Source organism: Salinimicrobium gaetbulicola (assembly GCF_042676025.1).
Classification (GTDB): Bacteria; Bacteroidota; Bacteroidia; order Flavobacteriales; family Flavobacteriaceae; genus Salinimicrobium; species Salinimicrobium gaetbulicola.
In genome coordinates this window covers 1,391,113-1,413,132 of sequence record NZ_JBHTJP010000032.1, presented here as the reverse complement: position 1 = coordinate 1,413,132, position 22,020 = coordinate 1,391,113, and the positions used below count along the sequence as shown (strand labels likewise).

At 41.1% G+C, this 22,020-nt stretch carries 25 protein-coding genes; 4 read left to right on the top strand and 21 right to left on the bottom strand.

Features of this window, described 5'->3' with window-relative positions; translation table 11 throughout:
* Positions 1–10: 10 nt before the first annotated feature.
* Both ACFQ1G_RS07900 and ACFQ1G_RS07895 read left to right on the top strand, forming a co-directional pair.
* The gene (locus ACFQ1G_RS07900) at positions 11–787 is read left to right on the top strand and encodes a formylglycine-generating enzyme family protein (RefSeq protein ID WP_380738280.1); all 777 of its coding nucleotides are present in this window, start codon (positions 11–13) and stop codon (positions 785–787) included.
* 7 nt (positions 788–794) lie between these two features.
* The gene (locus tag ACFQ1G_RS07895) at positions 795–1,421 is read left to right on the top strand and encodes an SCO family protein (RefSeq protein ID WP_380738278.1); all 627 of its coding nucleotides are present in this window, start codon (positions 795–797) and stop codon (positions 1,419–1,421) included.
* Positions 1,422–1,480: 59 nt separating this feature from the next.
* On the opposite strand, the gene ACFQ1G_RS07890 is transcribed toward ACFQ1G_RS07895, so the two are convergent.
* From ACFQ1G_RS07890 to ACFQ1G_RS07880, 3 genes are all read right to left on the bottom strand, one after another.
* On the bottom strand, positions 1,481–1,831 hold the full coding sequence (locus ACFQ1G_RS07890) for a YkvA family protein (RefSeq protein WP_380738276.1): 351 nt from the start codon (positions 1,829–1,831) through the stop codon (positions 1,481–1,483).
* Between the two features lie 52 nt (positions 1,832–1,883).
* Positions 1,884–2,324 (bottom strand): VOC family protein, encoded by a 441-nt coding sequence (locus ACFQ1G_RS07885; RefSeq protein WP_380738274.1) that lies wholly within the window; start codon positions 2,322–2,324, stop codon positions 1,884–1,886.
* Positions 2,325–2,477: 153 nt separating this feature from the next.
* Positions 2,478–2,843, bottom strand: a complete 366-nt coding sequence (locus tag ACFQ1G_RS07880; protein ID WP_380738272.1) for a hypothetical protein — start codon at positions 2,841–2,843, stop codon at positions 2,478–2,480.
* Between the two features lie 623 nt (positions 2,844–3,466).
* Between ACFQ1G_RS07880 and ACFQ1G_RS07875 the strand changes: the two genes are divergently transcribed.
* Entirely contained in the window at positions 3,467–3,670 is a 204-nt protein-coding gene (locus ACFQ1G_RS07875) for a hypothetical protein (RefSeq protein ID WP_380738270.1), read from the top strand.
* A gap of 55 nt (positions 3,671–3,725) precedes the next feature.
* Here ACFQ1G_RS07875 and ACFQ1G_RS07870 read toward each other — a convergent pair whose 3' ends face one another.
* The 7 genes from ACFQ1G_RS07870 to ACFQ1G_RS07840 all read right to left on the bottom strand — a co-directional run bounded on the left by ACFQ1G_RS07870 (position 3,726) and on the right by ACFQ1G_RS07840 (position 9,124).
* Positions 3,726–4,799 (bottom strand): serine hydrolase domain-containing protein, encoded by a 1,074-nt coding sequence (locus ACFQ1G_RS07870; RefSeq protein WP_380738268.1) that lies wholly within the window; start codon positions 4,797–4,799, stop codon positions 3,726–3,728.
* Between the two features lie 85 nt (positions 4,800–4,884).
* Positions 4,885–6,378 (bottom strand): YfcC family protein, encoded by a 1,494-nt coding sequence (locus tag ACFQ1G_RS07865; protein ID WP_380738266.1) that lies wholly within the window; start codon positions 6,376–6,378, stop codon positions 4,885–4,887.
* A 138-nt stretch (positions 6,379–6,516) separates the two neighbouring features.
* Positions 6,517–7,035, bottom strand: a complete 519-nt coding sequence (locus ACFQ1G_RS07860; protein WP_380738264.1) for a DUF4760 domain-containing protein — start codon at positions 7,033–7,035, stop codon at positions 6,517–6,519.
* A gap of 129 nt (positions 7,036–7,164) precedes the next feature.
* Complete coding sequence (locus ACFQ1G_RS07855; protein WP_380738262.1) at positions 7,165–7,449, bottom strand: hypothetical protein; 285 nt, start codon at positions 7,447–7,449, stop codon at positions 7,165–7,167.
* An 87-nt stretch (positions 7,450–7,536) separates the two neighbouring features.
* Positions 7,537–7,836 (bottom strand): winged helix-turn-helix domain-containing protein, encoded by a 300-nt coding sequence (locus ACFQ1G_RS07850; protein WP_380738260.1) that lies wholly within the window; start codon positions 7,834–7,836, stop codon positions 7,537–7,539.
* A complete protein-coding gene (locus tag ACFQ1G_RS07845) occupies positions 7,833–8,435 on the bottom strand; it encodes a hypothetical protein (RefSeq protein ID WP_380738258.1) in 603 nt (200 codons plus the stop codon). Before ACFQ1G_RS07845 ends, ACFQ1G_RS07850 begins: the two co-directional genes overlap by 4 nt.
* A 176-nt stretch (positions 8,436–8,611) precedes the next feature.
* Entirely contained in the window at positions 8,612–9,124 is a 513-nt protein-coding gene (locus tag ACFQ1G_RS07840; protein WP_380738256.1) for a lactoylglutathione lyase family protein, read from the bottom strand.
* Positions 9,125–9,238: 114 nt separating this feature from the next.
* On the opposite strand from ACFQ1G_RS07840, the gene ACFQ1G_RS07835 reads away from it, so the two are divergent.
* Positions 9,239–9,550, top strand: a complete 312-nt coding sequence (locus tag ACFQ1G_RS07835) for a winged helix-turn-helix transcriptional regulator (protein ID WP_380738254.1) — start codon at positions 9,239–9,241, stop codon at positions 9,548–9,550.
* A gap of 25 nt (positions 9,551–9,575) precedes the next feature.
* On the opposite strand, the gene ACFQ1G_RS07830 is transcribed toward ACFQ1G_RS07835, so the two are convergent.
* The 11 genes from ACFQ1G_RS07830 to ACFQ1G_RS07780 all read right to left on the bottom strand — a co-directional run bounded on the left by ACFQ1G_RS07830 (position 9,576) and on the right by ACFQ1G_RS07780 (position 22,008).
* Positions 9,576–10,121, bottom strand: a complete 546-nt coding sequence (locus tag ACFQ1G_RS07830; protein WP_380738252.1) for a DUF1697 domain-containing protein — start codon at positions 10,119–10,121, stop codon at positions 9,576–9,578.
* A 100-nt stretch (positions 10,122–10,221) separates the two neighbouring features.
* Positions 10,222–12,597: a heavy metal translocating P-type ATPase gene (locus tag ACFQ1G_RS07825; RefSeq protein ID WP_380738250.1), complete on the bottom strand. Its 2,376-nt coding sequence runs from the start codon at positions 12,595–12,597 to the stop codon at positions 10,222–10,224.
* A 247-nt stretch (positions 12,598–12,844) separates the two neighbouring features.
* A complete protein-coding gene (locus tag ACFQ1G_RS07820; RefSeq protein WP_380738248.1) occupies positions 12,845–13,429 on the bottom strand; it encodes a YceI family protein in 585 nt (194 codons plus the stop codon).
* A gap of 27 nt (positions 13,430–13,456) precedes the next feature.
* Positions 13,457–13,678, bottom strand: coding sequence for a hypothetical protein (locus ACFQ1G_RS07815; protein WP_380738246.1), 222 nt, complete (start codon positions 13,676–13,678; stop codon positions 13,457–13,459).
* Positions 13,679–13,745: 67 nt separating this feature from the next.
* Positions 13,746–14,948: a hypothetical protein gene (locus tag ACFQ1G_RS07810; protein ID WP_380738244.1), complete on the bottom strand. Its 1,203-nt coding sequence runs from the start codon at positions 14,946–14,948 to the stop codon at positions 13,746–13,748.
* Positions 14,949–15,035: 87 nt separating this feature from the next.
* Positions 15,036–17,324: a nitric-oxide reductase large subunit gene (locus tag ACFQ1G_RS07805; RefSeq protein ID WP_380738243.1), complete on the bottom strand. Its 2,289-nt coding sequence runs from the start codon at positions 17,322–17,324 to the stop codon at positions 15,036–15,038.
* A gap of 127 nt (positions 17,325–17,451) precedes the next feature.
* Positions 17,452–18,177, bottom strand: a complete 726-nt coding sequence (gene ric, locus ACFQ1G_RS07800) for an iron-sulfur cluster repair di-iron protein (RefSeq protein WP_380738241.1) — start codon at positions 18,175–18,177, stop codon at positions 17,452–17,454.
* A 186-nt stretch (positions 18,178–18,363) separates the two neighbouring features.
* Positions 18,364–19,176, bottom strand: coding sequence for a universal stress protein (locus tag ACFQ1G_RS07795; RefSeq protein WP_380738239.1), 813 nt, complete (start codon positions 19,174–19,176; stop codon positions 18,364–18,366).
* 98 nt (positions 19,177–19,274) lie between these two features.
* Positions 19,275–20,324 carry a response regulator gene (locus tag ACFQ1G_RS07790; RefSeq protein ID WP_380738237.1) on the bottom strand — a complete coding sequence of 350 codons (1,050 nt, stop codon included), beginning with the start codon at positions 20,322–20,324 and terminating at the stop codon, positions 19,275–19,277.
* Positions 20,321–21,562 carry a PAS domain-containing sensor histidine kinase gene (locus tag ACFQ1G_RS07785; RefSeq protein WP_380738484.1) on the bottom strand — a complete coding sequence of 414 codons (1,242 nt, stop codon included), beginning with the start codon at positions 21,560–21,562 and terminating at the stop codon, positions 20,321–20,323. Before ACFQ1G_RS07785 ends, ACFQ1G_RS07790 begins: the two co-directional genes overlap by 4 nt.
* 233 nt (positions 21,563–21,795) lie before the next feature.
* On the bottom strand, positions 21,796–22,008 hold the full coding sequence (locus ACFQ1G_RS07780; RefSeq protein ID WP_380738235.1) for a hypothetical protein: 213 nt from the start codon (positions 22,006–22,008) through the stop codon (positions 21,796–21,798).
* Positions 22,009–22,020 lie beyond the last annotated feature (12 nt).

Genomic DNA, 22,020 nt, shown 5'->3' with positions numbered 1-22,020 from the left:
AAAAGGAATTATGAAAGCTGTAATCAGATTGGTAGTATGTTTCGCGGTATTGATGCAGAGCCAGGCTTATTGCCAATCTGATTCAATGGTGAAAATAAAAGGAGGGGAGTTCGTTCCCCTTTACGGAACCAAGACCGAGATCCCTGTCGGGAATTTTAAAATGGATGTGTATCCGGTCACCAACGCTGAATTCCTTGAATTTGTAAAAGAACGTCCGGAGTGGAAAAGATCAAAGGTGAAAAAACTTTTTGCCGATGAGAATTACCTGAAAGGATGGAAGAATGATGAGACCCTTGGCGAGGGAATGTTCCCCGATTCACCGGTCACTAATGTTTCCTGGTATGCCGCCAAGAATTACTGCGAATGCCAGGGTAAGCGTTTGCCAACAGTTGATGAATGGGAATATGTGGCCATGGCCGATGAAACCAGTCCTGACGCAAGGGAAAAAGAATCTTATAATAAGTTCATTTTAGGCTGGTATGAAACCCCAAAGACTTTTAAGAACCGGATAGGGGAAACCTTCAAAAATTACTGGGGTGTCTATGACCTGCACGGACTTGTTTGGGAGTGGACGATTGATTTCAATTCGGTTTTGATCTCGGGGGAATCCCGAAGTGACAAGACCGGGGAAAACAATCTTTTTTGTGGTGCAGCTGCCGTGGGCGCTACAGATCTTATGAACTATGCCGCCTTTATGCGGTATGCCTTCCGCGGAAGCATGAAAGCCAATTACTCGATCAAAAACCTTGGCTTTAGATGTGTGGAGGATAATGAAAATGCTCTTTAAATTTAAAATGATGAAATACTTAGTCTATCTACTTGGAATTGTAATGCTGTTGAGTTCCTGTAATAATTCTGAAAAAGCGGAGAAAAACGAGGAAAAACAACTCGCAGAATCTGTCAACATAGACCTCAATAAAGAAGTGCCTGAGCTTTCAATTTATAACCTGCCTTCCACCTGGACCACACAGGATAATGAGGATATTGAGCTGGAAGACCTGCGAGGAAACGTGCTGGTCATGGTAATGATCTACACCTCCTGTAAAGCGGCCTGCCCGAGGTTGATAGCCGATATGCGGAATATTGAAAAACAGGTACCGGAAGAGGATCTCGACAAAGTAAAATTCATCATGGTAAGTATTGACCCGGAAACTGACACTCCGGATAGACTCAAGAAGTTCTCTGTTGAAAACAAGATGGAAGATGACCAATGGATGTTCCTTCGGGGAACAGAAGAAGATACCCGGGAATTTGCCGCTGTCCTGGCAGTGAGCTACAAACAAATTTCCCCGATCGATTTTTCACACTCCAATATCATCAGCGTATTTGATGAAGAAGGTGTGCTGGTGCATCAACAGGAGGGTTTGGGAGTTGATAATTCAGAAACTATTACAGCGATCAAAGACGAAGTAAAGAATTAATTAGTGGTTCTATGTTTGGAAAGGCTGTCAAAAATGCAATTTTTGACAGCCTTTCATTTTTATTGTAAAACCGAAGGAAAGAACTGGTAAACGATCCAAACCACGATAAGCGCCCAGATAAGTAGTACTATTCCGCCGGCGATCCAGTTCTTTTTCCTGTTCCATGGGCGGATTTCTGCTTCCCTTCGGCAATATTCCAGGATGTCATCGGGAATCATTTTTATAGAAAGATAAATAAGAACCGGAAGAATGATCAGGTCGTCCAGGATCCCGAGTACAGGTATAAAATCAGGAATGAGATCTATGGGGCTCAGCGCATAGCCCAGGGTGATCAATATTAGAAGTTTAGCATACCAGGGTGCGAGATCTTCAGACAAGGCAATATGAAGAGCTCTTAATTCCCTCTTCAAGAAGTTAGCCCTTACTTTTAGTTTCTTCAATACATTTCTCAAAGTGAAAGCTTCATACGTTCTCGCCCTTATCAACATTGATCATCCAGTTTACACCAAACTTATCGGTAAGACTTCCGTAGTAAGAACTCCAAAATGTTTTGTCCAGGGGCATGGTTACTTTTCCTCCTTCAGAAAGTTTTTCAAAGAGCTCGTCAGCTTCCAGGTTACTTTCGGTACTGACAGATATTGAAAAGTTATTACCTATTTTTACCTGTTCTCCCATTACTTGGGAAGTGTCACTGCCCAAAAGAGCGGTTTCCCGGCTTATTTGCAGGTGCACGTGCATGATCTTGTCTTTTTCACTGTCAGGCATCTGCGGAACTCCTTCCTGAGGTGGCATCTCAGCGAAGGTGCCCATGTAATTAAAATCCCCGCCGAAAGCAGATTTGTAAAAGTCAAAAGCTTCACGGCAATTGCCGTTAAATAGAAGATAGATGTTTGTGGTTATCATAATACCCGATTTAAATAAATTGAAATTATTTGGTGGGGGATTATTTTATGAAAAAGGGGAAATGCAAAAATGCTTCTATAAATTTACTAAAAAAGCCTGAGAAATATTTACCGAAAAGTTGATGTTGGAAACCTAATTGCAGGGATAGAACTGTTATGGTTTGGATTGATCGTCTACCATCTCCCAAGTGGCCCAGATCTTATCTAATCTGGTTTTGAATTCAACCGAATCTTTGCTAACCGATATGCTGTCAAAAACTTCGTGAAGTTCTCCCCGCATTTTAGGATACTTGTCGGTCACAATCAATATTTCTTCCCATGCCTGCCGGTGGTCTTTGAAAGCGTTAGCAAATTTTGGAGGACAACCCTCAAAATTAAGACCTTTCAGGGCTCCAGTATATTGTTTGATACTCTCACTTATTGAAATTTCTTTCGGAGCTTCATTGCGAACAGTTCCAAGGCTGTCATCAAGAGCAAGAACCCTTTCAATACATGCTTTTTCATAATTCGATCTTTCCATTGGTGTAGATGGCTTTTTCCCTGAATTATTGCAGGCCACTATACAAACTAAAAAAAATGAGTATAGTAGATTTTTCATGGATTACTGATAGCTTTTGATAATGATCTGGAATAAAAAAACCCTGTCTACGGGGAGGACAGGGTTAAGGGTCATAACATATATTGAGTCAGGTTCAAATTTACTTTCAGTAAAGAACCCCCAAGAGAATTTACGTGTACAATCTTTAAAAGGGGTAGTTAGATTATGCTCTCAGGGGAATCTTTTCAATTATGATATTATAAACCTACGGATTAATCCTACATGATGTTTGTAAGAAAATGTTAAAATAAAATTTGATATAAATTACTGGTTATCAGTAAAAACGCTTTGTTTTTTATGGTTTCCAAAGGGCTTCATTTTTTCGCCGGGCAAAAATTCAAAAAGAAATTCCTACTTAGAGGTTGTTCAGCCTAATTTTCTTTTCTAATAATTTCACATAATTGAGAGTTGGAATTCCCGTTGAAGAGAGTCTAAAGTTCATATTTTTAAAAGAAAAAATTTAGGAATTTTGTTGCTAAAATGTTAATTGATATGGTGTTTTTTGAGGATTGTCTAATTTTATTCTTTAACCAATATTTAAAGTTATGATTAAGATCTTAGCATTTATCATGTTAATTGGCGGTGCAATTGCACTTGTAATGGGGGTTTTAGGAATCTTCGGAAGTGTGGCGGTAATGTTCAGCCCTTGGGCTCTGGCTATTTTAGGGTTCATTTTCTTCATTTCCGGAATCTCCATGTTGAAGTACCGAAAGGATACAGATGAGGTTGCTGCAGATCGCAACAACTAAATAACTGAAGTAATTTATTGAGCTGTAAAGGTCCAATTCGATCTTTACAGCTTTTTTATTCTGTTTTTGAAGCCCAGACTTTTGAGATCATTTGGTAAAATTCTCCCTTGTTGAAATGATGATCCTCTTCAGTGTTCACACGGTGAACCAAAACCATCCCTGCAGTCGGATAAATCCCCAGCATATGGATTCCTACCCCTGTATGGAAAAATGATTTTGAGGACCGATTTTCTGTTGGGAATAATACGTTCCACAACATTCCGTAACCTATTCCATATTGTTCGTTAGTAACGGAGTGTGGTTTGGTGGATCTTTCGATCCATTGCGCCGGAATGATCTGTTGCCCATTCCAAGATCCATTATTAAGATAGAGTTGACCGTATTTTGCAAGGTCGTTTCCGGTTAACCTGAAGTGGTAAGCAGGATATTTAGATTTATCAGATTCATATTGATAAAAACCATCCACATCAGGGATCTCCCATTTTTCAGAAACATCGGTAACTGTAATATATTTATTTCCGTAATCCATATTTAATGGTTTTGCAATATGCTGATCAAAGAGGTCGAAAAGGCTTTTTCCCGTAAGTTTTTCCAGAATATGTCCAAGGGTATTAAAGTCCCAGTTGTTGTAATAATATACTTCATTTGGAGCATGGCTTCCCCGTTCAGGCATTCCCCGCAGCATACCTTCTGCTACCGCTGCCGCATGATGATACACCCCCGATCTTGACTTTAGGAGGTCGGCAATTGTTGCCTTTTTCTCTTCCGGAGTCAATGAAGGTTCAGTATCATCTATTCCCAGTTCAGCCAAAGTCATGGTTGTGTCAATCGTTCCGTTTGAGACATATATTCCGTAAAGGGAATTTAAAAGAGCTTTTCTTATCGAGTGAACCAGTAATTTCTGGTCCGGTTCTCCCCAACTATACACTTGATTTCCATCAGCCAGGATTACTAACGCCGAAGATCCTGCCTGCTCAAGAAATTGTCCCAGGGAGTCTAATTTTGAAGCGGAAAAGTTTTTTTCAGCCGGTTGGATCTTTTCAAATGGTAAACCAGACTGGCCGTGAACATTTGTTGAGGTTATAAAAATTGAAATAAAAAGAAGATTAAAATAAAACTTCGGTGTCATTATCCTGATTTTAATTAAAGACGAAAGAATTTTTCAAAAATGACAAAATTCTTTCTTCTTATCACCTTCGTCTTGAAAGGTTGACCTAAAGGGTAGTGACCGTCAGCATGATCATCGTGACTACCAATAAGATTATTACCAGGGGCCATATGAATTTCAGCCACTTGTTATACCCGATCTTTACGATTCCAAGAGATGCCAGTACTAATCCGGTTGGGTTAATAATGCTGAAAAGGCCCATTCCGAATTGGTAGGCATTTACGATCAGTTCTCTCCCGATCCCGACAGTATCGGCCAGGGGCGACATGATGGGCATGGTAAGTACTGCCATTCCTGAAGAGGATGGAATAAAAAAGCTAAGTCCGTTAAAGATCAGGAAAAGGGAATTGACAAATACTCCCTCGTTCATACCTTCGGTTATGGCGCTGGCGTTGTAAAGAACCGTATCGCTGATCAATCCGTCGTTCATTAAAATGTACACCCCGCGTGCAATTCCAATAATGAAGGCTACGCCTAAAAGGTCTCCGGCTCCTTTTGTGAAGGCTTCCACGAACTTCTGTTCACTAAGTTTAGCGATGAAGCCAATCAGGATAGCGGCAACCAGGAAAACCGCGGTCATTTCGGTGAACCACCAGTCAAGTTTTGAAACCCCGATGATCATGATGATGAATGCAGCGGTAAAGACCAGCAGGATTATTCTAAGGCGGGTATTCAGTTTAAGGTTTCCTGTTTCCGGATGCCTTCCGAAGAGATCATTCATCTCCTCTCTTTGGTCATAAATAAGAGAACGGGAAGGATCTTTTTTAATGCGGTTGGCATAGTACAGGATATAAATAATGCTGATGATAACACAAATAACCAACATAAGAATACGTCCTTCAAGACCCGTAGTCCAGTTGATCCCGGCGGCATCTGAAGCGATGATGGTAGAAAACGGATTGGTGGTAGAGCACATGGTACCCACGGCCGATCCCAGGTAAATACAGGCTAAACCTACTATGGCATCATATTTCGCGGCAATGAACACCGGAATGAGAATAGGGTAGAAGGCCAGCGTTTCTTCTGCGAGACCAAAAGTAGTACCTCCAAGAGCTACCAAAGTAGTGGTAAGGATGATCAAAATGTACTCACGGCCCTTTAAGGCCTTTGCAAGCCAGGCGATACCGGCATCAAAGGCACCTGTGAGGTTCATGATCCCGATTAGCCCACCAATGAAGAGAACCAGAAAGATAATATCTCCGGCCTCAATAATACCTTTTACGGGTGCTTTTACAAATTCATAGAAGCCCTGCGGGTTTGCTTCAACCCGATCATACGTGCCGGGAATACTTATGGGCTTATAAATATCTCCGGAAGTGAATTTTTCCAAAGGGATCTGTACATTCAGACTTTCCAGGGTTTCCTGGTTCGCAGCCAAACGTGAAATTCCCTCGTTACCCTTTCGTAAAAAGGTGTTTTCTTCTGCATTATAGGTTAGGGTATCATAGGTTCCTGCCGGGATGATCCAGGTGAGTACGGCCACAAAAGCGGCGATGATCAAAAGTATGGTCTGGGCAGTAGGAAAATTGCGGGTTTTCATATCCTTGAGTTGTGTGGTTCTTTCTTCGGAAGCAAACAAGCTTCGGAAGGGAACCGGATTTGAAGCCCGAAATTACTATTTAATTCAGAATTTTTTTAAAATGAAGACTGAATAATGCTCTTTTCAGCGCCTTTTGGCTTAAGTTGAAGGAGGTTTCCAGTTTTTATAGGTCTGGAAAGCAGGTGGGCGATCTGGTTCGCCCCGCTCAATTAACCTGTCAACCAGCCATTGATACCATTCCAGAAATGAGGCATGGGACCTGTCTATCCGGGTGTCCTCGATCCAGGGTACAAGGACCTTCCAGATGACCAGCGCTGCGCCCCCAACCAGATCTTCTATGGCATCAATGGGGACTACTCCTTTGTAAACCAGTAAACCGATGGTTTCAAATTTCATGGTTGCCCTTAAGGCTGCAATTTCATACTTCTCGCCCCGGTTAAGCAACTGCTCCTTGGTTTGCCCTACTTTCAGGCAGGTCAGTAACCTGTATGCCTCAGTGAATTCTTTATCTTCAAATGCTCTGGCACATTCCATAATGGCCAGATCCCGACGTTGATTTCGTAGCAGCTTCAACTGTTTTAAAGCCAGCCAGATTCCGAATATCACCGCGAAGATCCCCAGAACCTGTACGATATTTACAAACTCATTAAGATCCATTTTAAAAGGATAAAATTAACTGCAATTTCTGCCGGACAGAGGAAGGGATGAGCCGGGAGCTTAGGTCATTATGAAGTTAATTAAAATTCTCGTAATGAGGAGTTTAAATATCAGTTTCAGAATTATCAATTAACTACCGGCGAACGGACTTCCAAAGATACCCACTGCAAGTTCAGCCCAAATTACTAAGAAGACTAACAATACGATCCCGCAAAAAATGAGTCTGTTTTTGGTGGTTTTCACATTTCTGAGTACAAGTTCAATCGCCAACCCGGTTACCGAAAGAAGTATTCCCGCTATAACGAAATCGGATAGTGTCCAGTTCACTTCATTGGTGAATTGCATGGCTAAGAGCGGAACCATTAATAACAGTACAATGGTTGAGAAGATGAAGGTGATTCTGTTGATTTTCATGATCTTGAAGTTTTAGTTATTTATTCAGTTAATTATAGATTGTATTTTTTAAAGTACTTTGTTTTTCAAAGTGAGTGGGTAAAAAAATTATTTCTGTGACTTTATCAGTTTTTCGAGAGTTTTAAGGTGATCGTCAAAGGCTATTTTCCCGCTTTTAGTCATGTGATATTTTGTGTTCGGTTTCCTTCCAATGAAGGATTTTTGTACTCCGATAAAATCTTCTTTTTCGAGTGCTTTCAGGTGGCTTGCCAGGTTACCATCGGTCGCATCGAGATACTCCTTCAGGGCATTGAAATCCAGCACTTCATTAACGGCCAAAGCCGACATGATGCCTAACCGAATACGGTTGTCAAACGCTTTATTTAGACCTTCTATCGAAATTTTCACCGCTCGTACTTATAATATAAATAGATTCCGTAAAAAATGTGTAAGATCCCAAATCCCAAAGCCCATAAGAACAGTCCGTATTCTACAAAGTAACAACCCAGAAGCCCCAGCAGGATCTGGAATAATCCCAGTGCTTTTACTTCTTTATAGGTAAATATTCCCGCGTTAAAAAGCGCTATCCCATAGAAAAGTAAACTAATGGGAGCCACAAGCCCTACCAGGTTTTTGAACATTAAGATCAGGATGAGGAATCCCCCGGCCACTAAAGGAGCAGCCATGTGAACCATCAGTCGTTTTGAAACAGTGTTCCAGATCTTTTCACCTCTTTTTTGAGCCTTTCTGAAGGAAAGGTAAATGGCAGATCCCAGCGCCAGTGCGAGAACAGTCAGGCCTAATAGAACAATGCTTCCGGAACTATTGGTCTCGTAACTGATCTGGTCTGGATTGAAATTAAAGATGTAAACGGCGATATAGGCTCCTGCCAGCGCATAGATCCCGGCTAAAATTCCGGATCCTCCGTAGAGAGAAAGAAATTTTGAGGAGCGCTCCATCATAGACCGAATTTCTGCAATGTCCCGAATATAATCCTGTTCCTTCATAATTTAAAAGTACTTTGAAAACCAAAGTAAATATATAAAAAAATATTATAGGTGCTCAAAAAAGTGATTCTGAGAAAGGACTTTTCAGAGAAAATAGCAAATCATAAAGCATCGGAAAGAAAAAGCCGGTTCTGTCAAATGTAAAATGTCCCTTTACAGAACCGGCTTAACATTATTTATTCAGTATAAGCTCCAGAGGAATACGTGAGTTCATAACTGTGGGTGTAGATCTCGAAGACAATTCCGAAGGGATCCTCCACATAACACATTTTATAAGGTTTATCGTTTGGATAATATTCCCTGATAGGCATTCGCTGTTTTCCGCCATGTGCAACGATCTTGTCGATCAACAGTTCTATATTAGGGTCCTGCACGCAAAAGTGGAATAGTCCGGTGTTGAAAGGATTGAATTCAGGAGCCTCTTTAACACCATGCGGAAAAGTGAACAATTCGATCCCGATCCCGTCTGAAGTTGACATATGGGCAATTTCGAATTCTTCCCAGTCCTCTCCAAAAACATCGATACACATTTGACCTATGGCCGTATCTCTTTCCTTTTTAACAGTTGATGGTTCCATGATCACGTACCATCCCATAATTTCTGAATAGAATTTCACCGCCTTTTTAATATCGGGAACGGTGATACCTATGTGGGAAAATGAACGTGGATAAGTGTCTTCCTTTTTCATAATTATCTAGTTTAAAACTGTAAAATAAAGATATATTTACCTGTTAAACAATAACTTACCTTAAGGTTGTATAGTTACCCAAAGGGGTGAAATGTTGAATATCAAATTCTTACGATGAAAGATTCCGAAAAAGATTATTGTCCGCTTGCGTATACTATGAGCCTTATTGGCACTAAATGGAAACCTCTGGCGCTTTTTCATTTAATTCCCGGATCTATGCGGTCTGGACTACTTCAAAAAAAGATGCCCGAAATTTCCAACAAGATGTTCACGCAAACAGTCAGGGAGCTGGAACGGGACGGACTTATTTCCAGGAAAGTGTTCCCGGTGGTTCCTCCAAAAGTGGAATATGAACTTACTGGAAAAGGAAGGTCGCTGGAAGATATTTTGCAGCGCCTGGATAAATGGGGGAGTGAACAATCTTAAAAGTCTCCCTAAGGTGATTATAGTGTTATTGGTCGATCAACTCTCCCAGCTTTAAAACCGTTTTCCAGTTTCGGGTGGTGGCGGGAACCTTCAGTTTGCTTTCAAAAAAGGTATTGGAGAGTTTAGAGTCGCTGTATTTTCCCGAACAAGAAAGAAAAACATTCTTGCCACTTACCTTAAAATCATCCGGGTCATAATTTGCCGATCTTGCTTTTTCGATCCCTTCCGCAGATGGATAAATTTTAAGGAAAGTGAGATGTAACCTGTTAACCTCTTCATTCCCGGAAGTGTAAAATGGGTTAGAGGCAATAGCTTCTTTTAATTCCGAAGCAGTACGCACAATGACGGGCACCTTAAAATCATATTTTTGAAGGATGGCTTCTTCAATTTTTTCAGAAATAGTGGTGTCAGATCCTTTTTCCGAAGCATTAAAGATCACGTTCCCGCTTTGAATGTAGGTGTGAACGTCTGAAAAACCCAGGTCTCTAAAAAGCGCTTTTAGATCATCCATTTTCAGCCTGCGTTTGCCGCCAACGTTGATCCCTCTTAGAATAGCTATATATTTTGTCATGTCCGCTTCAGAAGATTTTTTACTAATCTACTAAATTCTAACCTACCTGCCTGAACAAGGTAATTGTCAGTGAAAGCGGATTAATTCAGCTTAGCCAAACCTACTGACCTATTTTCCTTCCTATAAAATTGGTGCAAACCGTGGTAAAAACAATGATGCTAATAGAACTCAAAGGCATCAGGATCGCGGCGATAATTGGGGAAAGTTGCCCGGTTACCGCGAAATACAACCCAACTATATTATATAAGAAGGACAAAAGCATACTTATCTTGATCACCTTCATTGCCGATTTCGAAGCCTTGATGAATCCAAAGAGATTTTTAAAGCCCGTAGAATCGAGGATGGCATCACAGGCCGGGGAGAACACGTTCACGTTCTCTGAAATGGCAATTCCCACTTCGCTTTGTGCCAGGGCTCCCGCATCGTTAAGTCCGTCACCTACCATGATGGTCTTTCTGCCTTCCTTCTGTAATGACTTTATATATTCCAGTTTGTCTTCCGGTTTTTGATTGAAGAGTAATTCAGTATCCGTCGGGAGTAGTTTTTCCAGTCTTTCTTTTTCACCTTCATTATCTCCGGAAAGTATTGAAAGATGATATTCGGGGGCTAGTTCAGAAAAAAGCTCCTTTACGCCTTCCCGGTATTCATTGAAGAAAATATAGCGGCCTTTATATTCATTGTTGGCACTAACGTGTACCGAAGTATTCAAGGTTGAAACTTCTTTGGCATTGCCTACAAATTCGGCAGAGCCAACCTTCATAGCCTGTTCTTTATAGACAGCTTCGATACCTTTTCCGGTCACTTCACGGAATTCTTCGGGCGCAGAAATGTCATATTCGGCTAAAAGATCATACAGGGTGCGACTCAACGGGTGGTTTGAGGCTCTGAGGGTGTTTTTTAAAACTGCTTCTTCTTCTGAAGTCAACTCGATACCTTCATAACTGATAGCGCTTTTTTTGTTCGAGGTGATGGTGCCGGTCTTGTCAAATATCAGGCTGTCAGCCTTTGCCAGTTGCTCGATGACCCCGGCATTCTTCAGGTAGAACTTTTTATTTCCGAAGATGCGCAGCAAGTTCCCTAGCGTGAAAGGGGTTGACATTGCCAAAGCACATGGGCAGGCGATGATTAGCACTGCGGTGAATACATTAATGGCAGTGGTCATATCCAAAAAGGCCCAGAATGCGGTGGCACTAAAAGCGATCAACAGCAAAACGATGGTGAAATACTGACTGATGGTATTGATCAAAGAGGTGAAAGAATCTTCTTTTTTGGTCTGAAATACATCGTTACTCCACAGCTGGGTGAGGTAACTCTGGGAAACCGATTTTAAGGCTTCCATCTCAATGATACCGGAAACCTGTCGTCCTCCCGCGAATAGCTTGTCGCCCGATTCTTTGTGGACCGCTTCAGACTCTCCCGTCACAAAACTGTAATCAATTCTCGCGTTACCGTTGATAAGAATCCCGTCAACAGGGATGAGCTCTTCATTTCTTATCAAAATGCGGTCTCCTTTCTCGATCTCATTAACATGTACGCTTTCTTCCTTTCCTTCGGAAGTGATCCGGGTGATACCTATGGGAAAATAGGATTTATAGTCCCTTTCAAAAGAGAGAAAATTATAGGTCTTCTGCTGAAAGAACTTTCCGAGGGTAAGAAAAAACACAAGTCCGGTAAGGCTGTCAAAAAATCCCGTGCCCCAGTCAAAAGTGATCTCCAGGGTGCTTCTTACGAAAAGTACGACCATTCCCAAAGCCAGTGGCACATCAATGTTCAGGATCTTTGCGCGAAGACCTTTGTATGCCGATATAAAGTAATCCTGAGCGGCATAGAACATCACCGGCAAGGAGAACGCGAACATCAACCATCGAAAAAGACCTTTGTATTGATCCAGCCAGAATTCATTTACCTCAAAATATTCAGGGAAGGAAAGGAACATTACGTTTCCGAAGGCGAAGCCAGCTACTCCCAACTTATAAATGATACTTCTATTGATCTTCTTTTTGCCCGTCTCAGTATCGTCAAGACTAATATAAGGTTCGTACCCTATACTGCTTAAGAACAACACCAGCTCCTTGAGATTGATCTTTTCCGGATTATAGGTCACCCTAACTGTCTTCTTCGGAAAGTCCACCTGGGAAGAACTTATCTCAGGTCTTATTTTATTGAGATTTTCCAGGATCCAGATACAGGAGCTGCAGTGGATATGCGGAATGTAAAGTGAAATTATTTGAATGCCCTCATCGTTGAACTCCAGAAGTTTTTCAACGATAGACTCATTGCTCAAAAAGTCGTATTTGCCTTCAAATTTTGAGGGTGCCGCACCAGGTGCCGCATCCATATCATAATAAGACGCAAGTCCGTTGTCTGAGAAGATCTCATAAACAGTCTTACAGCCATTGCAACAAAATGACCTTTCGTCAAAGATGACGCGTGTCTTTATCTCATCACCGCAGTGATAACAAGATAGTTCCTCCATAAATAATAATTGCTCGTTTCGTACCGGGGCAAAGATTGAAAATGAGAGGATTATAAAATATGATTAAGGTCAGTTTCCACCGTGATGTTTTCTTCCTTTCGTCATACTGAACTTGTTTCAGCATCTACATGTTTTTAAGGGAAATGACCCTGAAATGAATTCAGGGTGACGGCTTGAGTTATTTCTTTACGTCATGCTGAACTTGTTTCAGCATCTACTGGCTTCCGAAAAGGAAACTATCATTTTTTCATTTCCTCGAAAAAACCAATTCGAAATTCACCGAGACATCGTCATAAGCCCTGATCAAGCCCAGGAAAGCACGCGGAGGTTCTACTTTAAAATCGGTCATTTTTAGAGATTTTTTGCCGGAGAGAGTGATCTTTTCTTTTGATAGAAGGGCATTCAGGCTTACTGTAACTGATTGTCGAGTGCCTGCAACGGTCAAAAATCCCTGGAGTTGTAACTCACAAACTCCTGAGGTACAGGTCGCCGAATTCAGGTTTTCAAATTCAAAGTCAATGGTTCGGTAAGTGTCTGCTCTAAGTGCTTCATAAGCATCTTTATTCATGCCTTCTTTTCCGCCATCCAGGCTGTTTGCTAAAACAGAGAAGCTGAGCTCTTCAATCGCTAGGATTTCATTTTCCCTAATCTCAAGTTGCACCGTACCGTTCATTTGGCCCACTTTCATTTCCCAGTCATGGAGAGATGACGAACCCTTTACGATCATTTCTGAATTTTTGGGCGCAAGTTCGAAGGTCTGAGAAAAGGCTGTTTGAATTCCGAAGATCAGGAAACAGATTATTAAAATTTTATTTTTCAGGAAAGCTTTCATGTTTCACGAGGACATTTGAGTTTCTGATTATTCTCTTCCTATAGGGTGATCTTCATACCAATCGTCAAAGGTCTTGTCTGTAGTGTATTTGTCGCTCAAGACCCGAAAAACGGTGAAGATCCACCAGGCCTGTCCGAAAAGAACGGTATAGAGAATTAAATCAAATCTCATACTGTAAAAGACCATGACAGCGACTGCCACCAACAGCAAGGTAGTTACAACAATGCAAAAGCTAACAGAAAGTCTCATGCTAAAAGTTACCAAACATGAGGCGTTATCTCCGTTAACAGATTGATAAATCGGGGATAAAGCCTTGCTAAATTTTTCGGAGGTTTCGCGCGAGCATTAACCCTATAGATAAGGGCAATAAAGAACTTACGGTCAGTAGAACTTTGAAGTAGTCATTAAAGAAGGGTAATTCCAGCCAAATTGAAACACCTTTATAAAAAATGAGCGCTTCAGATAAAATAAATCCTGCCAGGTAGATCCAGAAATCAGGTTTAGAAAACTTCAGCAGGTTTGCTGCTTTTAGAAAAGCAAAAAGTGCGATACTAACCATTCCTAAAAAAACCCAGTGAAGATACCCTATCACAAGGTCCTTATACATGAAGGCGATCTCTGCGAAGTAAGGATGGGCAGAAAATAATTGCATCAGCAATTTTACAACAAGGGTAATTCCGACTAGTTTCAATAGGAATTTCACAAAGGGGGAGAAATCCGGAACGGCTTCCTTCCAGAAAGGTTTGATCATTCTGAAGAAAACAACAAAAGCCCAGATTTGAAGACCGGCACCAATTGCTCCCAAAACGTAATAGATCCAGTGCGGTTCTACCCAGAGGACCGATAAGAAAAAGCTGAGAATGACCGCGGCATTCAGAAGTTTGAAAAAGTTTTGAAATGATCTTTTAGACAGCTGCAGATCTTTCCTTTCTAAAAAATACAGGAAGATTCCGCAGAGGGCTAACAGGAACCAACCGTTATACTGGAAATGCAGGTAAAAGTAAATAGCCATTTTATACCAGATAGAGGTTTTTCCTAAGGTCGCCATGATCCCTCCCAGCGCCCATGGGCCGATGCTTGAAAATACCAGGTACCATAAGGAGGCTTTGATGCATTTGAAAGAGTAGGTTCTTTTGTAAGCTAAGGGTGTTTTTTTCAGCGCAAACCAGGTGAACAGGTAAGAAGCGAATAGGAACAGGGTTGAAAAGGTGATCGAAAGCGCAGCGTATCCGGTAAATGGGAAAGTAAACAGCATTCCCAACAAGGTAACCTGGGTGAACCAAAATATTCTTCTGTAGGTTTTCCCTTGGTCTGTTTCGGAAAAATACATTTTATAGATAAGGGTGTTCAATCCTAGATAAACCCATCCTAACAATGCGATGTGAGAATGCGCGTGCACCACATGCCTGAAGTTCGCGGGAATGGAGGTCACAAAAAAGGACCTGAGAAATATCCCGAGCAGACCTGCCAGCAGGAAATATCCAAGTGCAATATTGGTGTGCTTTTTCAAATCTATCATGGCTTAAAAATATAAAAAATAAGAGGGGAGAAATTGTTCTCCCCTCATTTTTGAAACTAATTAGCTGTAAGTATTTCTCATAGGATTTTACTCCACTTCTTCCAGAACCTTTTCTTCTTCTGCAATGGCCTCTATTTCAGTCTGGTCTTTTTTCTTGCTATTAAGCGAGAATACGAACCATACGAAAGTGACAAGGCCTATGGCGAAGATGGTGTCTCCCACAGCACGCAGCCAGCGAAGGGTGTCCATGCCCGGTTGCTGCATGAATTCAGCTGAACGGGCATACCACATACCTTCATTAACGCTGGCAACGGTCTGTAACAGTCCAATTGGCAATACACTCAATACTACCATGAGAATCAAACCAATGTTTATGGACCAGAAGGAGAATTTCAATAGTTTTTCATTCCAGATCTGCTTGCGGTACATGCTTCGCAGAACGAACATCATCAAGCCAATTCCCAGCATTCCATACACTCCGAAAAGGGCAGTGTGGGCGTGTACGGCAGTGGTGTTCAATCCTTGCATGTAATAAAGCGCGATTGGAGGGTTAATAATGAAGCCGAAGATACCTGCACCCAGGAAGTTCCAGAAAGCCACTGCGACCAGGCAGTAAATAGGCCATTTATAATCCTGTATCCATTTGGTGACCTTACTTAATTTGTAATTTTCATAGGCTTCGATACCAATCAGTACCAGAGGAACTACTTCCAAAGCACTGAAGGTTGCTCCAAGTGCCATAACCGCGGTTGGTGTTCCGCTGAAGTAGAGGTGATGGAAGGTTCCTAAGATACCTCCCGACAGGAAGATCACGGTGGCCAGTAAAACGTTCAAAGTAGCAGTTTTTGTGCGGAGTAATCCTAGTCTCACGAAGAGGAAGGCACCTACTACGGTTGCGAATACTTCAAAGAAGCCTTCTACCCACAGGTGAACAACCCACCAGCGCCAGTATTCGGCGATCGCCAGGTTAGTCTGTCTTCCCCACATTAAACCGGCCGCGTAAAACAGTGCGATGGCTGCGGAAGAAACCAGGAACATCAGTAAAAGATTTCTTTCAGATGTCTTTTTCCGAAGTACAGGAAGAAGCGGTCTTACCATTAATGCAAGCCACAGGAATAATCCCACTAAAAGGAAGATCTGCCAGAAACGGCCGAGATCAACATATTCATATCCCTGGTGTCCGAACCAGAAGTTCTCTACCAATCCTAATTTTTGCATTACTCCCATCCATTGTCCGGCCATTGAACCTGCAACGATGATCAATAAACAAATGAATAAGAAGTTCACTCCCAGTTTCTGGAATTTTGGATCCTTTCCTGAAACTGCCGGCGCTATATAAAGTCCTGTTGCCAGCCAGGCAGTGGCTATCCAAAGTATTCCCAGTTGTACGTGCCAGGTTCTGGAGATGGAATAGGGTAGGATCTTAGCCAGGTCCAATCCGTAAAAACCGTCCCCTTCAACTCCGTAATGGGCAGTAACTACTCCAAACGTGACCTGAATCAGGATCAATAAACTTACTACCCATAGGTATTTTTTGACCGCCAGCATGGACGGTGTGATGATCTGACGCATTAACGGGTCTTCTACAGGTAATTCTGGAGATTCCTCTTCCTTCATTTTAGCGTGGTAGAATACCATTATTCCAATCCCGAGGAGCAATAATATAATACTGAATCCGGTCCAGATCAAGAGATCTCCGGTTGGTTTGTTGCCTACCAGATCCTCAGGTGGCCAGTTATGAGTATAGGTCACATCGCTTCCCGGTCTTTCGGTCACTGTGGCCCAGGATGCCCAAAAGAAGAAGCTGGTCATTTGACGCATTCTGGCCTCATCCTTAATAGCGTTTTTTGGGATCGCGTAGAAATTACGTAATTCTGCTAGTTCAGGGTCGTCCATGAACAGGCCTTTGTAGTAGGAGTGAAGGTATTCAATAGCTTCGGCCCTTAAAGGAGAAACCGTAATAATTCCTTCAGCTTCATCGTAAGTGTTATTCCGAAGTTCCTCCTGCAGTCTTCTTTCCAATCCGGCCTGTTTTTCACTGCTTAAAGTTTCATATGGCTCTCCAAATTCTGCTTCAGACCACTGGTTCAGAATATAAATAGATTCACGGTGAAGCCAGTCTGCGGTCCAGTCGGGAGCTTGATAGGCACCGTGTCCCCAGATTGATCCTACTTCCTGTCCTCCCATGCTTTGCCATACGTTCTGGCCATCAAGTATGTCCTGGCCATTTATGATCACCTCGCCATCGGAGGTTGTGATATTAGTAGGTCTTGGAGGGGCTTTTTGATAGATCTCAAATCCATAATAACCCAAAACGGCAAATGATACGGTCATCACCATCAAAAAGGTGATCCATAACTTTTTTTCTTTAGTCATAAGTGTTGGTGTATTTAAGAAAGCTGCCGGAATTGTCAAGGTCCCTAAAACCTAAAATTTTATTGACAATTTGTGTGCTTTTTCAGGCAGCTTTCTTTTATTGAGAATTGATTAGTATAAGTGGTGATTATTGATTTCTAAGTTCTTTCTCCAATTCCAGGCATTTTGGGAATAAGATGTTGTTTTCAAGATGGATATGCTGATGAAGGTCCTGCTCAAACTCATCCAGTTTCGCGTAGAAAGCCCGGTAGGTGTTACAAGCACTTTCGGGAGGAGTAAAACCATTGCTAAGCGAAGCGATCTTTCTTAAAGCTTCTCCGGCATCTTCATGTTCTTCCTCCATCATCTTAATTGGATTTGCTGTGGTTCCAAAATGTGCCTCGGGAAGTTCGCTTCCGTTTTCTTTTGCAGCGACCATCTTTTTAATGAAAGGGAACAGAATTAATTCTTCCTTTTTAAGATGTGAGCTCAATTCCCCGGCAATGTGATGAACAAGTTCCTTGATCTCCAGTAACTCGGTATAATGATGACCGTGGACTTCGGCCACGCGATTTGCATATTGAAGAAGTAAAGGGATATTTTCCTCTACATAAGTATGGTGAACATTGATAATATGATCTGTAAGAAAATCCAGTTTCCAGGAATTATAGTTTGTTGCTCTGGTGATCTCGTTCTTAGTGTTTAAAAGGTCCTGTTTAAGTATTTCTAAGTCCACATTGGCTTTTTTACAGGCTTTTTCGATGCTGATCCCGCCTCCGCAGCAAAAATCAATTCCGTACTTTTTGAAGACGTGTGCGGTCTTAATGTTTTCGGTGACCAACTCAGCAACTGTTCTTGATTCTAAATTCTCCATGATCTTATTTTTATTTGTTCTTAATAGGTTTATTAAATCGTTGGAACAAAATTCATTGAATAAAGAAAGGTGTGTTATGAGTGAAGTCATAAACGGATATTTTTGTCCGATTAATTCTAAAAAAAAACAGCACCTTTTTAGGGGTGCTGTTTCGCGATTAAAAAAAGTAATAACTAAATAAAAAGTCTATCCATGTAAAACCAGTAGTGGAAGCTGGTTAATGAATGGGATGTTGTCATCCTGATCGTTCTGTAAAAACTTTTGGCAAAGATTGAGATTCTTCGCCGCCAGGACGATCATGTCAACATTTCTGTTTGAAACAAAAATCTTTTTGGGGTTATGATCTTTTGTGCTGTAGTAGGTCTGATGTATCGGGACCTTTGGTGAAAAGGAATCCTGTAAAAACTCCCTGTTCTCCATTTGTTCTTCGGAAGGTTCTTTTTCAGATCCGAAGATCTCAAGGATCTTAACAGTAGCATTAGACAAAGAAGCAAGGTTCAGTAATGTTCTAAGCATTCTGCTTCCGTAGTGGATCTTATAATCGGTTGGGAAAAGGATTTCTTTATGCTGCTTGAAAGTAGCATTTTCAGAAACAGCCATTACCGGGCATTTCACTTTCCTCATTACATCTGAAGTATGCTTTCCAATTACAGCCCCTTGATTGTTGGTTGCGCCTTTGGTGCCCATTAGGATTAGGTCAATGTTCTTTTCTAGTACTTTGGCTCTGACGGCTTCTATCAGGTAATCGGCCTTGTAGCAAATATGAAAAGAATGATCTGGATTGGTCTTCAGGGCTTCCAGCCAGGTTAAAAGATCTTCGAAGTTCTTCTTGACCTCAGGAGACATATTGATATATCCCGTGGTCAATTTTTCTGCAGGAAACGGAACCACATGTAATAAATAAAAACTACATGGGGTATCCTTGAAAAATTGCAGTGCATACACCGCTGCATTTCTCGAGTTCGCAGAAAAATCTGTTGGCAATAGGATATTCATCATCTGTCACATCTATTTTACTCTGCAAAAATATGAGGAGAGTAAAGTGGAAAAAATGATGAAAATCAGTTATTGAATCATTCTAAATAAAGAGGAGATCTTTAACTAATCCTTTTTAGCGCCTCAACATCTAAAAGCTTGATATTTCGGCCTTCTATTTCTAAGAGTCCTTCTTTTTTGAAATCAGAAAGCGTCCTGATAAGTGTTTCTGAAGCCATCCCGGCAACACTGGCCAGATCACTTCTGGAGATCCTGATACTCTGGGTAGGATGCCTTCTTATTTTTTGGGAAAATAACAGGATTGTCCTGGCCGCTTTTTTACGAACAGAGCCATAGGCCATTTCCAATAATTGTTCTTTGATCCCCGAAATGTTGTTCCCCATAACATCAATAAGTTCCAGGGTGATCGCGGAATTGTTTATTAGAATTTCCTTGAGTTCATCTTTGGAAACCGCGTAGATCCGGGTTTCTTCCATGGCAGTTGCATATTCCTCAAATGGGGTGTGCTTGTGGAATGATGTATTTCCGAAGAAATCTCCTTCTTTATAAATGGATGTGATCAACTCTTTACCGTACTCGTCCATACGGTGGCTTTTCACAACTCCCTTATCTACGAAAAAGAAATGGTTGCTTTGTTTCCCTTCCTCATAGATAGTTTCGCCGCCCTTGTAATTTTGTTCCTCGTAATTTTTGACCATCTCCCTAAGTTCATTCAGTGAGTTGATCTTCGATTCATTTGTTTCAGGCTCGGAAGTTTTATTGTCGCGCATTTTATTAAGGATGGCGACTTTCGCCAAACGGCTTTCAATGGCACTGATCAATTCCTCCTCTTCAAATGGCTTGGTAAGATAATCATCGGCACCAAGGTCCATTCCCTTGCGAATGTCTTTATGTTCTGTTTTAGCAGATAAAAAGATAAATGGGATATGCTGGGTTTCAGGATCTTTAGAAAGCTCCTGTAAAACGCCATATCCATCCATCTCGGGCATCATGATATCGCAAATCACGATATCTGGTTTTTCCTGTTTTGCAATGGCTACCCCAGATTTTCCGTTAGAAGCAGTGATTACCTCGTAGTCTGCCAGTTCAAGCAGTTCAGCGGTATTTTCTCTTACCACGGTATCATCTTCTATAAATAAAACTTTTTTCATTCTTTAATAATAGGTAGTTCTACAATAAATTCGGTGCCTTCATTTTCGGCGCTATTGAAGCTTATGTTTCCTCCAAGATTCTCAAGATGAACTTTTGAAATATTAAGTCCAATCCCGGTTCCCTGATTCAATAACGCATTTTCTGCTCTAAAATAGCGTTCAAAGATATGCTTTTGATCTTTAGCCGGAATTCCCATTCCCTGATCTTTTACTTTAAATATGATCTTTTCACCATTCGTTTTGGCTTCAAAATTAATGAGTGTGTTTTCAGGAGAATACTTGATCGCATTGCTCATAAGATTGGAAAGCACTAGTTCCAGTATTTTTTCATCCTGATGAAGGGTGATATTTTCAATATTTCTTGGGTAGTGAATTTCCTGACCCGATTTAAGGGTGACATTAGCATTATAAACAACTTCATTTATCAATTTACTCAAGCTGAATGTCGAAAATTTATAATTAACCTTACCGGTTTCCAGGCGTTCAATAGATAGAAAGTCATTGAGGATGTTATCCAGGTAATGCACCTTGTTCTTGATGGTAGATAAGTGCTTTTCTCTTTTTTCCTGCTGTTCCTCCAGTTTGTATTTTCCCAGTAATACTACGGATGTTAAGATGCCGCTTAACGGGGTTTTGAACTCATGAGAAACCAATGAAAGGAACTTTGTCTTTAATTCATTCAATTCCTTTTCTTTCTGAAGAGCATTTTTTATTCGGTTTTCAGCTTCTTTCCTGCGCTTTATCTCTTTTTCGAGATTTTTATTTAAACTCTGAAGTTTGTGAACACTTTCCTCGAGTTCCTGGGTGCGGACCTGGATCTTGCTTTCCAGCTCTGAGTTTAATTCTTTTATCTGACGCTGGGCTTCTTTACGAATAGATATATCAATGATAAGTGACATGACATATCGCTCTCCGTTTATCTCAAAAGGATTTAAACCGGCTTCAACAGGAAATTCCTTTCCGTCTTTTTTCACCCCATACAAATCGCGACCATGACCCATTTGTCTCTTTTCACTGTGGTCCATGAAGTCTTTAAAGTGGGAAGGGTGATTCGCCTTATACTTTCGGGGGATAAGAATATTAAGGGATTGTCCTACTAATTCGCCTTTACTATATCCGAACATTTCGTCCGCTGCGATGTTGCTGCTAACGATCTTTTGGAATGAATCAACTACTATAATACCTTCAGAAGCTGCTTCAAAGAGTATATTAAAGACATTTTCGGTTTTTTCGAACATAAGGTTATCTTGATCATATGGATTTGAGTATTGAAAATTATGATCTGTCTCAAAATCCAAAAGCCAAATTTAAAAAAAATATCAAACTTTAAGGAGTGGATATAAGGTGTTAAAAATGTGATTTTTATCGTGCATAAAAGAAGATCCGGTGAAAAATTCACCGGATCTTCTATCACAGTCCTTACAATAAACTATCCATCTAACATCTACTCATGCAGCTGCAAGAACTGAGATTATTCTGCTGTCTCATCTTCATAAGAGACATGATCTTTATCTGCGGGTAACATATTGCTGGCAAGTTTGGTTACCGACATGGCAATTAAAATAGCGGTAATTACGAATAGGAGGAATTTGACCATAAGACTGTTCTGTAGAACATCATTATAGAAGGTCAAGATGATCTCTATCGCTAAAAACGCTAATTGGAAACTTGCTTTCAACACCATGAATACTAATTA